Source organism: Mucilaginibacter ginsenosidivorax (assembly GCF_007971525.1).
Classification (GTDB): Bacteria; Bacteroidota; Bacteroidia; order Sphingobacteriales; family Sphingobacteriaceae; genus Mucilaginibacter; species Mucilaginibacter ginsenosidivorax.
Genome location: NZ_CP042437.1, coordinates 6,545,299 through 6,562,245, shown reverse-complemented (window position 1 = coordinate 6,562,245; position 16,947 = coordinate 6,545,299). Strand labels below are relative to the sequence as shown.

Sequence of the window (16,947 nt, the reverse complement as noted above, 5' to 3'; positions counted from 1 at the left end):
ATTACCTATTCTTTTCTCATGAACAATTCCAAAACTTTCATATACCCCTGGCTTTGGAAAATAAAAACCAATTAATTTAACTAACATTTCAAAATAACTCTTCCCGGAAGCGCTGCCAATGGCTGAAGATTATCATGATTGCCTTAAAAACAAAAATAATTATTCATGGATCCATTTAATGCCCAATTTATACGCAATGAAAAACGATGGCCCTGGATAGATTATGACAAAGGAATCAGCATTATACTGGTTGCTTACGGCCACTGCTATGAAACGCTGAAAGATCACGGGCTGGCATTAGAGCAATATCCTTTTTTTAATTATATAGGCGTTTTTTTGTACGGCTTCCGCATGCCCTTGTTCTTTATTATATCCGGGCTGCTCATTGTAAAAAGCTTAAACAAAAAAGGGTTGCCGGCTTACATTAGCAACAGGAGCAATAATATACTGCACCCCTTGTTTGTTTGGGGTATAATACAGGTTACGCTGCAAATTATCATGAACCGCTTTACCCACAACGGATACACTGCAATTGATTATTTAAACCTGATTATCAATCCAAGGCGAACGGGAATTTTCTGGTACCTGAATGCATTGTATTGCATTGGTGTAATTTATGCTTTTTTACACGTTAAGCTAAAGGTTACCGGTTTGGTGCAGCTTTGTTTAGGTGCGGTGTTGTACGTGCTGTTCCCGCTGATGTATCATATTAAAGCTGGCCTGTTTACAGACATTTTTGAGTATTATATCTTTTTTGCGCTTGGCGATTTACTGTCGGGATTAATGTTGAATGATAAAAAAATGCAGGCTTACACTTCATGGAAATTTTTTGTACCCTTGGTTGTTGCTTTTTTGGCAATTCAATATTACAGCACCCCCTTTAATTTACAGGCATCTGATTTTGGAATCAGGTATGTGGAAGTTAACAAACCATACCTGTTTTTTGCCCAGGCAATAATTGGCTGTGCACTGTCAATCAATTGCTCTTTCTTTTTACAAAAACTACAGGCATTTAAATTCCTGCGTATTGTGGGTTATCATTCGCTATATATTTATTGTATACAAATAATTGTAATGACGGTAACACGTACCCTATGTATGGGTATTTTACATATTACCTATGTGCCCGCACTGATATTCATTATCTGGACTGCCGGAATTGTATTACCTATTTTCTTTTATAATTTATGCCTCCGATACGGTTTTTGGTGGCTGTTTAGCTATAGAAAACCCGAAAGGGAAATAGCATATGTTAAAACTGCCGACATCTTCGGCTTTGCAAAACGTAAAAAGATAGCAGAAACAATCTGATAAAAAGTTACTTTATTACCGCGTTTTATGTAATAGCGCCTTAAATACTATTAAATACCGGCAAATTAAGTTAATACCGCTTGCTTAAGCAATGGCGTTGGGCCTTAAAACCAACGCTTGTAGTTTTTTACCCATAAAAGTTATTATCAGTGTAATTACCCAGGCAAACACAAAAAGCAGGTAGGGATTTACTACTTTGCTCAATAGCATATAGCATCCAATAAAAACAGCAGTCATGATATAAAACGCAAAGACTGATTTTAAAGACACCATTTTTCGTCCCAGCAGCAAAATATCCTGCGAAATGTGAAATACCAGGAACGAGGCAAATATGGAGTAGTTTACTATGCTTAATGATTTGATATACAACACACCAAAAAGGCACATAGACAAGTTTACCACCAATGCTATAATATTAAACAGCATATCTTGCTTTTCCATTTTCATGGCAATTAAAACGTTGGCCTGCAGCAAAGCTGTTGGAAAAACAAGGATCGTTAGAAACATCTGTTTGGTGTATTCGGCATTGCTTAAATAAGTATTGCCAAAAGCAATGGGAATCAGTTTATCTGAGAAGGAATATATAAACGTAAACGCCAGCCAGCCAAATAATAAATAGTACACATGCATTTTTTTATAAAAAACAAAAAAATCGACTTTATCGGGTTTCGAATAATGTTTTACAAGCAAAGGAAAAACCGAGGTTGATATAACTACAGGTAGTATTTGTGCTATTGAAAATATTTTAAACGATATTTCGTAATTGGCAACATCAAACGCAGTTAAAACTTTTGATATGATAATATTCGACATTCGCCAGTTGATGATAGATACCCCGCCGATGATGACAAAAGCCCAGTTCATGATAACCAGGGCCTTCATATCATGGTACGTAACCTTACAGCGCCAAAGTGTTTTAACCGTAACCAGGTTTGATGAACCAATTGTAAGGAAAAGGTTGAGAGTTAAAAACCGGATACCTATTAAAATAACAGATAATGTGATGATAGAAAACGGGTAAATAAATAAAAGGCACCCGGCAACAAACTTTAGTACCGATTCGATAGTAAGGATGATAAAAGTTTTCTTTTGTTCAAAATTGGCAATATTTAAGGATTTAATACCATTAATAAGGTTATCAAAAATAACATTAACACCCATCAATATAATTAGTACCCGGGTAAACTTATCGCCATAAATCAAAAAAGCAAGGCCCACATTGATGATATAAAAGCCGATGCCAAAATATATCTGCATTTTGATAAACTTGCTTATCAGCGTTTCTTTATCATCAGTATGCATAAATTCCCTGATAAACCATTGGCTTAAGCCCATGGTTGAAAAGGCCGTAACTAACTGATAAATGGCGTTGGCCACAATATATTTTGCAAAAATGCCTGTTGGATATTTTCGCGCAAGGATTACAAAAAACAGGCTAAGGAACAACGTTTGCGACATCTGGGATATAATACCCCAGCTGCTGTTTTTAAAGAGAGAACTTTGAAATAACCCTGAAATTTTATTGGTAATTGTATTATAAGTAATCTTCATTTTATCCCCGTAACTGTTTTTTAGTGTGTAAAATATGTTTGGTCATGAAGGTTACAGTTATAAAGAATCAATGAGCTTTATATAATTGTCAATCATTACGTTGTAGGTAAACATGGCTTCATAATGCTTGCGGCTGTTCTGGCTCATCAGTTGGTAATTTTCAACCGATAAATCTACTATACTGTTAATTTTATCGGCCAGTTCATTCCAATCGTCTGTTAGTTCGATACCGTTAAAATTGGGGACCCCAATTTCTAAATTTCCGCCTACATCATTAACCAACAGCGGCTTGCCATGCATAATTCCTTCAATAAGCGATATAGGCAACCCCTCCTGTGTGGAAAAAAGCATTAAAAAATCTACCTGTTTTACCAGCTCATCCACGTGCTCAACAAAACCTAAGGCTTTAAAGTTTGTTGCATCGCTACATTTTTCAACTAACTGGTCGTAATCTGGTCCTTTACCGGCAAAAACAATTTGAATATCAGGGTGAAGTTTCCCTTTTAACTGATTGACAATTAATAATTGACGCTTAACATCAATAACCCTGGCCGAATATAGGATTCTGATGGTTTGTTGTTTTTTAAATGTAACAACCGGATTAGCGTCTCCCTGGTCCTTTACTCCATTATATATTAAGGTTATTTTCCTGTTTTTAAGGTTAAAGTAGTTAAGCAGGTTGTGGGTTACTTTTTTTGAAATAGACACAATATCACAAGGGAAAAATGAAAAGTGTTTGTGCGTATTGTATACATTATGTGCTATGTAAACTATCCTTGTATTTAAAAAAAACATCCGTTTAATAACCATGATCAAAGCCATAATATTGCGGGCATGCACCAGCAGTATTTTATTATTGAGGTAAAACGGGTTGGCAAATTTTACATATTCGGCTTGCCTGATGCCGTATTTTGGATGTAGTTTTTCGAATTCAATAAATCCCAGTATTTTGCAATTATACTTATGTTTAATGCCGTTGTGTAAATCCAACAGTACTTTTTGCGCTCCGCCATATTCGTTAAGATCGGAGGTAGTTGATAATATTTCAAGAGCCATATTTAATTTAATAGTTAAAAAATGGCGTCGTTTTAGATAATCCCATGCAATGTTTTATTTTTTTTCACGTTGTTACAAACTAAAGATTAAAATGTTTTCTATTTTTATTATTTTTGTTCTGGTTATTTAATGTTTTTACCTTTTTAGATAATTTAATACCCCTAATTATGAAGAAACTTTTAGTTTTAGTTGCATCTTTATGTTTAGTCGCGTGCAAAAAGGAAAATACCCCTTTAAATTCGTCTCAATCTGCTTCATTTAGCAATTCCCTAACAATTAATTCATCCATTTCCGCCGCATCTTCGGTATCTGTAAACGTTAAAGATCACGGAGCCAAAGGCGATGGTGCCACGGATGATACAGAAGCAATTAAAAGCGCTCTTTTGTTTGCAAAAGCCAATGGAATTTCAAATATTTATTTCCCCAACGGCACCTATATGGTAGGCCAAACGGGTAACGGCGGTGGAATAATACAGCTGGTTGACGGCGTTGGCATGACTGGTGATGGGCCTTCAACCTGTCACATTAAATTAACCGGCGGCCGAAAAAATCCAAACCCTTTATTTTATCAATACTATGTCGGCACGCCGTCTATCAGTAACGTGGTGATACAAGGTATAGATTTTAACGGCAACCTGGCCAGCCAAACTTTTGATGCCAGTTACCAGTTTTGTACAGCCTTAAGTATTAATAACGGCAAAAATATTGAAGTAAAAAACTGCAAATTCCAAAGCTTTCGCGGGGATGGCCTGCTTTTTGGCGATGTTTTTGAGCCAAGCCTTAACGCAAGGATAGTTACTGGTGTAAAAGTGCATGACTGTGAATTTTATAACATATACCGCGAAGCAACTATGTTTTGCTGCGTAAACGGTGCATCATTTTACAATAACAATGTTCATGGCGATGGCTATCTGGTTGGCGGGGTAGACATTGAGCGGCATAGTATTAATGAAGCAGTATTAAACGTAACTGTTTACGACAATACCTTTAACTTTGGCGATGGCTACGGCCCCGTTGAGCGTGGTGGCCCCAAGGTAAGATACCGCAGGGCCGTAACAATGGGATTCTTTTACGATGGTTATAAAAACGGTATAGTGGACTCATTAAGTGGTCATCATAAAATTTACAACAACAAAATTTACCAGGGGCAAATTGATTGCTGGAACATTGTCAATGTAAGTTTATCCGGTAATACCTTCAACAATACTTACGAAAATATTGCGGGCGTTAGCTATTTAACAGCCCCCGCCATCAACGTGTCTGATAATGCAGAAGCAACAGGTTTAATTAATGTAAACGCCGATAATAATGTAATCCACTCGGAGATTGGTAGCGGAATTACTTTTAAAAACTACACTAAGGTTACCGCAAATGGCAATACTATAACGGATACGCCCCTGGACGGCATAAGTATTTTGGGCACCAGCGGCACCTTTTATGGCAACAAAATAACAGATGTAGGTACGTTAACCGCTCCGGCTTCGGGTATCCTGATCAACGGCAATGCATCAGGTTTATACATTGCATCAAACACTGCGGGCAATACTACAGCCGGCACCAATCGTACAACCGACTATGTAATAAAAATAGGAAGTGCGAATAATGGCGCCGTAGCTCCTAAAATTGTTAACAATAAAGGGAAGAATACTTTAAAAGGCATAGTTTCTGAATATTACTATCAGTTAAACTACGTTCAGGCTTCAAACAATACTGCGTTATAAGCCACAACAATTAAGTTTAAAAAGGAGAGTTTGTCTGAAACTCTCCTTTTTTTGCCGTAATCACCAAGATGGGCAACATTTTACCCAATTGCCCGTAAACAGGCCACTGTCAACAACCATTCCTATTTCCTCAATAAAAATAAAAAAAATTGCGTAACAGATAATTTTATTAATTGTTTGTAACTATTTTGTCACAAAAGTCGTTAAACCGGGTGTATTATTTAAAAATACCCCTAATGAAAAAAACTATTTTAATTCTGGCACTATTTTTTTTCGCTGCATGTAAAAAGGACAATATCATTTTAGCCCCACAACCGGAAACTCCTTCTACAATCCAAACAGTTACTACATCATTAGCTACCGCAGCAACCCCGGCAGGCGCCTGCAATGTTAAAGACCAAGGGGCAAAAGGCGATGGTATTACCGACGATACTAAAGCAATCAGGAATGCTTTGTTATATGCCAGGGCACATGGGATGGCTAATATTTATTTGCCGGATGGCAGTTATATGATTGGCGAAACAGGAAACGGCGGCGGAATTATTAAACTGGTTGATGGTGTTGGTATGATAGGTAACGGGCCGGCAACCTGTCACATCAAATTAACGGGCAGCCGTTACAACCCTAACTCTATTTTTTACCAGGACTACGCCGGCACACCATCGATAGCAAATATTACCATACAGGGTATAGATTTTAACGGCAACCTGGCGCTTCAAAAATTTGACGCTGCTTATCAATTTTGCCATGCGCTAAGCATTAATAATGGAAAAAACATTGAAGTAAAGAACTGTAAATTTCAAAGCTTCAGGGGCGACGGACTTCTTTTTGGAGATTGTTTCGAAACAAAACTGAACCTCCATTTGGTGTCAAATGTAAGCGTGCACGATTCGGAATTTTTCAATATCTACCGCGAAGGCACCATGTTTTGTGCCGTAAACGGTGCATTCTTTTACAATAACAATGTACACGGCGACGGCTACCTGGTTGGTGGCGTTGATATTGAAAGGCACAGCGTAAATGAAACTGTACTAAACGTATCTGTTTATAACAACATCTTTAACTTTGCCGATGGGTATGGACCGGTTGAACGCGGAGGGTTAAAGGTGCGTTATCGCCGCGCGGTTACTATGGGTTTCTTTTATTCCGGCTATACAAACGGTGTTGCCGATTCATTAAGCGGCCATCATAAAATTTACAATAACAAAATTTACCAGGGACAAATTGATTGCTGGGGAATGCTTAACATAAGTATATCAGGCAATTGCTTTACCAACACATATGAAAACATTACCGGCACGCAATTTTTAACAGCCCCTGCTATAAACATTGCCGATCCATCAAACACAAAAGGGCTTATTAAGGTTTCTGTTGATAACAACGTTATTAAATCGGCAATGGGCAATGGTATAATGTTTAATAATTATACGCAAACACAGGCCAATACCAATGTAATTAGCGGCACTCCTGCCGATGCCATAGCTATTTTGAATACCAGCGGATATTTTTACGGCAATAACATTACCGATGCAGGCTCGGTACTTAAACCGGCAGCGGGTATCCTGGTTAGCGGAAATTCATCGGGCCTGGAAATTACCACCAACCAGACTGCTAACACAACGGCGGGCAAATTACGTACAATGGATTATGTAGTAAAAATTGTAAGCGCTAACAACGGCAAGGTTGCCCCCAAAATAACAAACAACAAGGGGCATAATATGCTTACCGGTATCGTATCTGTATACTGGCTCCAGGCAACACTTGCGCAATTGCTTAATAACATTGCCAGTTAACCGCTAATAGCAACGCTAAAAAAAGGGGACACAAGCCAAACTTGTATCCCTTTTTTTATAGATGGTACTTTATTGCCGGTAAAGAATTTGAAAAACAAAAAACCTTTTTGCCAAATAAAGATTATAGTGGAGACGATTGGTTGAATTAACGACGTATTTGTAAATGCTGATAGATAAATATTGCTATCACAACAAAACCATAGCAGCTATTTATTTATGCTTTTAAAAATCCTGATTTTTTTTGCCATCATAGCAGTCTACCTGGCTTGGTATATAACATTACTCCTCCAAAAAAAAGACACATCGCACCTGTTTTTTAGCTTTATAGTTACCTGCATACCCTTCCAAATGTCGTTTCCACTATATACCCCTCCGTATGTATCTACAGATGGTATAGGATCGTTCACCGGGAAAATATTTTTGATGTTGCCATTAATCGCTTCAGCTGTTTTGCTGGTAATTCAAAAAAACAAAAATGTATTTTATCTATACAAAAACGAACGTTGGGTGCTATGGATAGCGCTGCTTATAGCTATTTCGTTTGTTAACCCGTTTAATGTGGCCAGGTGGGGCACTATTGCTTTTGCTATTGTCATGTTTTCGTACATATTTTATTTCAGGTTAATTTATAACAGCCTAAACCCGGTACAAATTATGAACGGGATTTTTGCAAGTTTTTTGTTTTTATGTATCCTTAATTTTTGCCTGGCAATTTTATATCCGCTACTGGGTGTCAGTTTTGTAACTACCATTTTTCAGGCGGGGGGCGATATGTGGGCCACCAGGAACGGTACCCGTGCAGGCGCTATAGGTATTTTTGTAACCCCTGCTAACCTTGGCCTGTTCTCGGTTATTGCCTCGGGATTTTTCTTTTCGGCATATTTAAACGGATTTAAAAAGAAGCTGAGTTTAGTGGCACTTGTTATGGTTAGCATAACTATCATACTCACCTACTCCCGTACCTCCTACATAACCTTGGTTGTTATCCTGTTTACACTATATTATATCTTTAAGAATGCCGATAAACCTTTGCTATCGTTAAAAAGCTTTTTTTTAGGTATACTGCCTGTTGCATTATCGCTTTATTGGCTGGTATTTCTTTCGCCTTTTAGCGCAACGTTTCTTAAAACAGATGCCGACGATATGTACCAGGCCCGGCTTGATCACTGGACCATGGGATTGGATATTTTTCACCGGTCGCCAATTATTGGTGTTGGCATTAACAGCCACCTTGAATTTGTGAACCGGTCGCCCGAAATGAGCAAGGTAATCCATAACGAATTTCTGACATCAAACCCCATTCACAATACACATCTTATTATTCTTTGCGAAACAGGTATCATTGGGTTTGCGCTATGGCTAATTTTCATTATTACAACCTTTGCAAAGGCAAAAGCCAATATGGCTAAAAATGTAAATACCATATTCTCGCTGACGGAAATTGCCTTACTGATGACTTATATTATTTATGGTTTTACAGATTGGGCCCCTGTATCACATTCTACATTTCCAATTTTCCTTCTTTTTACATTTTTCTTCGGTAAATACAGCTTAGCGGAATCGCGGCCATTATAAAATATCTTGGTTTAGTATAATTCCCTTTGGTCATATTCCATTTTGACACTGCAATTCTAAAGGAAAATATAAACTCAATTTAACGTAAACCTTATTGGCTGTTGCACCGTATAAAATGGTATCTGATGCCACATAAAATATGAATAATAAAAAGTTTGGGATATTACTTCGCGTGATCAACTTCCTTAGCATTATCACGTTGGAGAAATATTGGAAGAACGGAATCAAATTCGTTTTCAAAAAAAAAAAGAATAGTCACATAAGTACAGAACAAATCGTGGCAGAGGAAGCTGTTATTCCTGAACTGGAAATAGTACCATCAATAACAACACCTTAAGGTTCTAAATAAATCTTTAAATAAATAAAGGCCTTGTTGCCAAGACCTTTATTTTTGCAGCAATTAGCACCTACGATGCAAACCACTTCTTAAGAATTGGCGCATATCCTGTCATCCAATTGAATTTCGCTATTTCTGCTAACAACTTTAATTTTTTTTCGCGCTGCGTAAAATCTAAAATGTTTATTTACTGTAGTATCACCTTCTTTTTTTTCGGGGCGATTAAATATTTTGCACAAAATCAGATAGCAAAATTGAGGGTATGTTTTTACCGACCGTCCGAAAAATCCCTGCTCTTTATACATCCGGTAAAAGAAACGGAGGTTTAATTTATTGATAAATTGCGGATAAAAATTAATCTCGCGTTTTGTTTGGTGCAAAAATCCGCCGCAGGTATAAATAGCACCTGTATAACCTGCAACTCTTAATTCCAAAGCCATGCTTTCTTGCAGAATAGTGCCCATGCCTATAAATACTATATCAGGGTTTATAGCTAACACAGATGCAATGGTCTCCTTGCGTTTTATATCTGAAGCGAAGTAACCATCATGAAAACCTGAAATTTCCAGGTCCGGAAAATTGCTTTTGAATACACTTACTGTATCTTTAATACTATCTGCGTCTGTTCCAAGAAAAAACACCCCCAAATTATTTTTTATTGCCATATCGAATACATACGGCACTACCGAGGTCATGTCGCACGAAAAACGTTTTATTTTAAAAGTAGCAGCTTTTAATAAATTCAGTACAAATACCAGTAAAATTCCATCTGGCGCTATCCAGTCAAAACCCTCAAATAACGCTGCATTTTTAAAAGCCAACGTATAGGAATGAGGATTTAAAAAAGTTATCAGCTTCTTTTTTCTTGGATCAAAGTCTTCTATTGTCTGGGGTATTTTAGATGTAAAAATATTATAGATATCCATGGTGTCAGGGGAGTTGTTGGGTGTCAATTCGTTTGTAAATTATACTGAATGTCTTTAACATCTAAATCCCCTTACTCAAACGCGAAGCCAAGTTTAGGCCTGATAAATCGTTATACATTGTCTTTTTTTACCTATAGTTAACAAAGCTCCTGAATTCTAATGTTTTAGGGCATTAAAGATTGCCATACGAAATATTTGTACAACGTATTGGAGTATTAAAATTTTCTTATTACATAAATTTACTTTTGTTAATTATTTATTCTTGTTGTAAAAAGAAATTTTACCATCACTTTTTCTTAAAATGAATACAGTTTGTTATAAATAAAGTACATTTTACTATAAATGCTTATCAAATTGAATAAACCGTGCATCTCAAAAAACTTTTTACGGTTTTTACTATTTACCATTTGAAAGAGCTGATAAATGACCCGATCAGTTTTTGATAACTGGCCCAGCAAAACAACTATCTATCTATAATATGTCCCTAACATCTACTGCTCAAACTGAACCACTAAAATTAAATTTAATCGAAAATGCCAGCTCCGGCATAAAATCAGAGAGCACTATAATTCCGGATATTGAGGGCCATATCGCCGCAGGTTATCGTATAATTGATTTACCTGCGGGTAATAGTATCAACAAGAACCTTCAACAGTTTAGTAAAAGTCACGGTTTAAGTCGTGTTTCGGTTTTTATCGCAGCGTTTAACATAGTACTTCAACGGTATGCGGGGCAGGCAGCCTTGTTATTGGGGCAGGCCTTGGTTAAAAAAAACAATGAAATTGATGAAATTGAATTAGGGCACATTTGGAGCGAGTTCGACAGCGATATGACTTTTATTGACCTGGCAACGCAAACAGATAATAGTATTTTAAATGAGGCTGCTTTAAAAAAAGTGGACCGAAGCCAAATACAGCGTATAACGAAATCTTTTAATACAGGTCTTTTTCAGATATTTTTTATCACGGATACAAACGCTGATAATGGCCCCGGCCACTTAACAAATAATCAAAATATTATCACACAATTGTTGGACAACATTGACGACCTATATTTTGGCTTACATTTTAAAGAGAACAGTGATAAGTTCGACGTATCTGTTTTTTTTAACACAAAGAGGTTTAACATTGGCTTTTTTGAATTATTTAATGACAGATTGCTTAACCTGTTAAATGAAACCATTAAAAATCCTGGTTTGAAACTGGGTGCTTACAATATACTTGGCCGGGGCGAATTACATTCATTATTAAACGATTTTAATAATACAGTGGTCCCCTATTCAAACGAAAAAACTTTGTTTAAAGCTTTCGAAGATCAAGTTGTAAAACAACCAAAAAATATAGCGATAGTCAGGGGCGAAAATAAAATTACTTACGATGATTTGAACAGGCAAGCCAATAAACTTGCCCATTTACTTATTAATGCAGGCATAACCCCGGGCGATAATATTGGCTTGCTGGTTGGGCGCGATTTTGACATGATTACCGGTATGCTGGGCATACTTAAGGCAGGGGGGGCATATGTGCCTATTGACCCCGATTATCCATTAGATAGACAGGAGTATATTTTTAACAAGTCGTCAATCAAAGTTGTTGTCGCCGATCAGAACTATCCTTTAAAGTCGTTAATTAAGGCAGAGGATTTTATACTAATTAACAATGCGCAATCTGAGAATTTTGATGATGCTAATCCCGGCCTGTTAATTGACAGTAAACAACTTGCCTACACTATTTATACCTCCGGCTCAACAGGTAAACCCAAAGGGGTGATGATTGAGCACCATTCGGCAGTAAACCTGGTGTCATGGGTGAACAAAAAATTCAACATCGATGCAAACGATAGCCTGCTATTTATTACATCAATGTGTTTTGACTTATCGGTGTATGATATTTTTGGCATGCTGACTGCCGGCGGAACATTAGTGATAGCCCAAAAGGACGAAATCCAGGATGTGCAAACGCTTTCAGAGATGTTGCAGAGGCATTCTATTACGTTTTGGGATTCGGTGCCAACCACAATGGATTACCTGATACGTACGCTTGAAAAAGAAACACCTTTTTATAAGTACGCCGGGTTAAAAACCGTTTTTATGAGCGGCGATTGGATACCCGTAAATCTTCCTGATAAGATTAAGACATTCTTTCCCAAAGCTACAGTGGTAAGTTTGGGCGGCGCTACAGAAGCTACTGTATGGTCTAACTTTTACGTTGTTGATAGTGTTAACCCATTGTGGAATAGCATTCCGTATGGCAAGCCAATAGATAATAATTTTTTTTACATCCTGAATGATCATTTACAGCCGGTGCCTGTAGGCACCGTAGGCGATTTATTTATTGGCGGCGTGGGAGTAGCCCGCGGTTATGCCAACGACCTTGAAAAAACACAATACTCTTTCATTGCAGATCCTTTTCATCCTGATAACGGCGGTATGATGTACCGGACCGGCGATTTAGGCCGCATGATGCCTGATTACAACATGGAGTTTATTGGCAGAAAAGACAACCAGGTAAAAATACAGGGCTTCAGGGTTGAGCTGGGCGAAATTGAAAGTACGCTTAATAACAGCGGGTTGCTAAGCAATGCGGTAGTGCTGGCCAAAACCGATAGGCACGGAACAAGGCAGTTGGTTGCCTACGTAGTCGATAATCGCAACAATGAAGTTGAGGACGAGGTGTTAAAGGCTTATTTAAAAAAAACACTCCCAGATTATATGGTGCCGGCTATTTGGGTGAAACTCGACAGATTACCTTTAACTCCCAATGGCAAAATTGATAGAAATGCGCTTGCTGTTGATGATGGTTTTACACCTGTTAATACAGATATTATCGGGCCCGAAACAGAAACCGAAAGGATGTTGCTTAACATCTGGAAAGATTATTTCAAAAAAGACAACATTGGCGTTATGAGCAGCTTTTTTGAAATTGGGGGGCATTCCTTGATGGCCGTTCAAATTTTATCGAAACTTAAAAAAACAACAGGTAAAAACTTTCAGATATCTATCCTTTACAAATATCCGACAGTAAGGTCATTGGCTCAATTTATTGACCGCGAAACCAGCGACTACAATTTTAAATCATTAGTTGCTATTAAACCATCCGGATCAAAAGCTCCCTTGTACATTATTCATGGCGATGGATTGAATGTACTTAATTTTAGTCATCTTGCCAAACACGTGCATAGGGAACAACCTGTTTACGGATTACAGGCGCTGGGGCTTAATGGAGTAGATGAGCCGATAGATAGCCTGCCGGTAATTGCTTACCATTATATGCAGGAAATTATGCAACATAACCCTCAAGGCCCTTACCTGCTTGCAGGCTATTCATCGGGCGGATATGTAGCGATGGAAATAAGAAAACAGTTAATTGCTTTGGGCAGGGAAGTTAAAATGCTCATCATTTTTGATACAGATTCCGAAAAAACAGAGTATAAAGACTGGTACTCCTTGTTGCCTAAAAAAGCTAAAAGGCATTTTCCGCGTATGGTACAGGCTTTAAAGTTTTCTATAAACCAAATGTTTAGGAGCAAAGCCCTGCATGCCCCCCTACCCACCGAACAAAAAAAGGATACTAAAGAGTTTTATAAACTGGTTCAGAAAATAAAAAGCAAACATATCACAGCTTTCAGGAATTATCAACTGGAGCCATTTGATGGTAAACTGTATTTATACCGCGCCAAGATTAGTGTGCACTATGTTGAGTACGGAAAATACCTGGGCTGGGAAAAGTACGCCAAAAAAGGTGTCGAACTTTTTGAAATCCCCGGCGATCATTTTTCTATGCTTCAGCCGCCCCATGTAGCAATGCTTGGTGATGTGTTGCAAAATAATATCGACGACGTGACAGCAGGTACTGCAACAGCAAAGTGACCGATAAATTAGCCTTACTAAAAACCATTTGTAGCAATAAACATGCATTTTGTTTATTGTTACACTGTTTTTATTCTCTGTAGTTGTGTCGCTTGCCTCATTTACCCATGGCATAAATATTGCACATGCAGTTTTAATAACAATAACGGATAAAATCCACCCATGACTATTTTATTAGTTATTGTTATTAATTCAAACTTACCAACATTTATATTTATGAAAAAAATTTCACTTATTATCCTTGCTTTAACAATAACACTAGGAGCGTGCAAAAAGGGTGGGCTATCAGAAAATGCGCCCGCCAATAACGACCCTAACTATGATGCGCATAACAGCATATTCAGGGTAAAGGCAAGCTCAACAGCCGAGTTTAAATTAACAATAATTGAATACGGAAATGATGGAGTTACTCCTTATAATACCGAAAATGCCGATCAAACTACCGCGTTTGATTATGGTTTTACCCCGGTAGTAGGTCATAAAATAGCTGTGACCATTCAAAGTGCAAATGGGTTAATCACTTCCAGCGTAATGTACAAGGGCATTTATCTTGACCCTGTTACCATCAAAACATCGGGTGGTGGCTCAACCGGAAGTTTTAGTTATACTGTTCCAAACTAATATATAGCCCCTGATTGCCCGCTATTGTTAAATGCCCCACTATAGATGATATGGATAGGGCAGAATAAATAAAGCCAGGCACCTATTATTTCATGATCAATAACACTTTATTTAAGCTCATTTTATTATTCCCGTTTTTTATTTTGAAAGTGGCAAACTGTTACTCTACAGAAAAAAAGCCGCTTGTTAAACATGTTATAATATCTGATATTTTAAATGTAAAAGATGCCGGTGCGGCGGGTGATGGGATTCATGATGATACCAAAGCAATTTGCGATGCCATGCGGCAGGCCAGATCAAGTGGAATATCTTCAGTTTATTTTCCTGCCGGAACATACTTAATAAAACAGCATGGCGATAAACCGGGAATCATCAAATTATTAAACGGCATAAGTTTAATTGGCTCAGGGATTGCAAATTGCCATATCATTTTATCAGGAGGCCGCACCAATCCCAATTCTATATTTTACCAGGCCTGGTGGGAAGAGCCATCGATAGATAATATTGTTATAGATGGTATTGATTTTGATGGCAACCTTGATAAACAAAAATATGACGCCGAATACCAGTTTTGCCATGCGTTAAGCATAAACAACGGGAAAAACATCGAGGTAAAAAACTGCAAATTTCAAAGTTTCAGGGGCGATGGTTTACTTTTTGGGGATACATTTGAACAAACGCTTAACGCCCGTATAGTTACAAACGTGGCAGTTCATAATTGTATTTTTTTTAATATCTATCGCGAAGGTGCCATGTTTTGTTGCGTAAACGGAGCTTCGTTTTATAATAACCTGGTGCATGGTAACGGATACCTTGTGGGCGGTGTTGATATAGAAAGGCACAGCGCCAATGAAAGTGTGGTTAATGTATCGGTATACAACAACCTGTTTAATTTCAGAGATGGCGTTGGCCCTGTTGAAAGGGGGAAGGTAATAAAATACCGGCGTGCCGTAACCATAGGCTATTTTTATGATGGATATAAGAATGGCACAGTAGATTCGCTGAGCGGTAATCATAAGGTTTATGGTAACAAAATTTACCAGGGCCAAATTGATTGCTTCGGCCATGTAAATGTTAAGATTACCGGGAATATAATAATTAACACTTTTGAAAACCTTAAGGGGGTACTTCATGTTAGTACACCGGCCATTAACGTTTCTGATGCCCGTACAACCGTCGGCCTGGCAAACGTTAAGGTTGATAGTAATTATATAAAATCAACCATACCAGGCAACGGTATTGTTTTTTACAGATACCAGGGTATTTCGTTCAGGCACAACATTTTACGGGGGAAGAACTTAGGTGGTGTGATGCTTATCAAATCCAAAGGGGATGTTGATTTAAACGTCATTAAAAACTAACAATCAAGCATTATTACGTATTAAAACAATTGAAAAAGAAAATATCAATGAACATTTCTAAAGTTAAAAGATTCTTTATAGCCCTCTCGCTTATCACATATGCCCTGTCATCATGCCAATCCTATAAAAATGTTCCTTATTATAAGGATCTGGATAAAAAAGGAATTGTGACAGAAAAGATCACCAATAACTCCGATTATCTTATTCATACCGGCGATATTCTGGGTATTAACATAACAAGCCGAAACCCCGAATCGGCGGCTGTTTTTAATTATAACCTGGCCCGTGTAAATGGCAATGCTTATAACACATCGCCCGATAATCCGGTTATAGGTTATATGGTTGATGGTAATGGAAATATTCACCTGCCTTTGGCCGGCGAAATAAAAGCTTCAGGCTTAACCACAACGCAGCTAACCGAAAGCCTGGGTAAAGCCTTGCTTACTTATTTAAAAGATCCGGTTGTAAACATCAGGATAGTGAATTTTAAAGTGTATGTATATGGCGATGTGGCCCGCCCCAATGCCTACAATGTTATTGACGAACACCCTACCGTAATTCAGGCGCTTACCCTGGCCGGGGATTTAAATATAACCGGTATGCGTAAAAAAGTTTTATTAATACGAAACGAAGACGGAGAACGTAAATACATACAGCTCGATCTTACGTCAAAAAACATCTACAATTCGCCCTATTTCTACCTCAAAAACAACGACGAAATATATGTTACCCCGGGACGCTCGAAGCTTGTTGCCAACGGACTGCCTGTTTTGGGAGTAATCATTTCAGCTTTATCTGTTGTGGCTATAGTGTTAACGCGTAATTAA

General features: G+C 37.8%; 11 protein-coding genes. 8 read left to right on the top strand and 3 right to left on the bottom strand.

All coding sequences use genetic code 11. The features are described from left to right. Positions 1-165 precede the first annotated feature (165 nt). Positions 166-1,311 (top strand): acyltransferase family protein, encoded by a 1,146-nt coding sequence (locus FSB76_RS27285; RefSeq protein WP_147059107.1) that lies wholly within the window; start codon positions 166-168, stop codon positions 1,309-1,311. An 84-nt stretch (positions 1,312-1,395) separates the two neighbouring features. On the opposite strand, the gene FSB76_RS27280 is transcribed toward FSB76_RS27285, so the two are convergent. Then, positions 1,396-2,862 carry an oligosaccharide flippase family protein gene (locus FSB76_RS27280; RefSeq protein ID WP_147059104.1) on the bottom strand — a complete coding sequence of 489 codons (1,467 nt, stop codon included), beginning with the start codon at positions 2,860-2,862 and terminating at the stop codon, positions 1,396-1,398. 57 nt (positions 2,863-2,919) lie between these two features. Continuing rightward, complete coding sequence (locus FSB76_RS27275; protein WP_147059102.1) at positions 2,920-3,918, bottom strand: glycosyltransferase family 4 protein; 999 nt, start codon at positions 3,916-3,918, stop codon at positions 2,920-2,922. A gap of 167 nt (positions 3,919-4,085) precedes the next feature. On the opposite strand from FSB76_RS27275, the gene FSB76_RS27270 reads away from it, so the two are divergent. The 3 genes from FSB76_RS27270 (at position 4,086) to FSB76_RS27260 (ending at position 9,007) form a co-directional block, all read left to right on the top strand. Next, entirely contained in the window at positions 4,086-5,639 is a 1,554-nt protein-coding gene (locus tag FSB76_RS27270; RefSeq protein ID WP_147059099.1) for a glycosyl hydrolase family 28-related protein, read from the top strand. A 236-nt stretch (positions 5,640-5,875) separates the two neighbouring features. Continuing rightward, entirely contained in the window at positions 5,876-7,432 is a 1,557-nt protein-coding gene (locus FSB76_RS27265; protein ID WP_147059097.1) for a glycosyl hydrolase family 28-related protein, read from the top strand. Positions 7,433-7,648: 216 nt separating this feature from the next. Further along, positions 7,649-9,007, top strand: a complete 1,359-nt coding sequence (locus tag FSB76_RS27260) for an O-antigen ligase family protein (protein WP_147059095.1) — start codon at positions 7,649-7,651, stop codon at positions 9,005-9,007. Positions 9,008-9,433: 426 nt separating this feature from the next. Here FSB76_RS27260 and FSB76_RS27255 read toward each other — a convergent pair whose 3' ends face one another. Next, on the bottom strand, positions 9,434-10,270 hold the full coding sequence (locus tag FSB76_RS27255; RefSeq protein ID WP_147059093.1) for a WecB/TagA/CpsF family glycosyltransferase: 837 nt from the start codon (positions 10,268-10,270) through the stop codon (positions 9,434-9,436). Positions 10,271-10,748: 478 nt separating this feature from the next. Here FSB76_RS27255 and FSB76_RS27250 point away from each other — a divergent pair, with 478 nt between their 5' ends. The 4 genes from FSB76_RS27250 (at position 10,749) to FSB76_RS27235 (ending at position 16,947) form a co-directional block, all read left to right on the top strand. Further along, a complete protein-coding gene (locus tag FSB76_RS27250) occupies positions 10,749-14,138 on the top strand; it encodes a non-ribosomal peptide synthetase (RefSeq protein WP_147059091.1) in 3,390 nt (1,129 codons plus the stop codon). A 216-nt stretch (positions 14,139-14,354) separates the two neighbouring features. Next, positions 14,355-14,759 carry a hypothetical protein gene (locus tag FSB76_RS27245; RefSeq protein WP_147059089.1) on the top strand — a complete coding sequence of 135 codons (405 nt, stop codon included), beginning with the start codon at positions 14,355-14,357 and terminating at the stop codon, positions 14,757-14,759. Positions 14,760-14,851: 92 nt separating this feature from the next. Beyond that, entirely contained in the window at positions 14,852-16,120 is a 1,269-nt protein-coding gene (locus FSB76_RS27240; RefSeq protein WP_147059087.1) for a glycosyl hydrolase family 28-related protein, read from the top strand. 47 nt (positions 16,121-16,167) lie between these two features. Further along, positions 16,168-16,947, top strand: a complete 780-nt coding sequence (locus FSB76_RS27235; RefSeq protein WP_147059085.1) for a polysaccharide biosynthesis/export family protein — start codon at positions 16,168-16,170, stop codon at positions 16,945-16,947.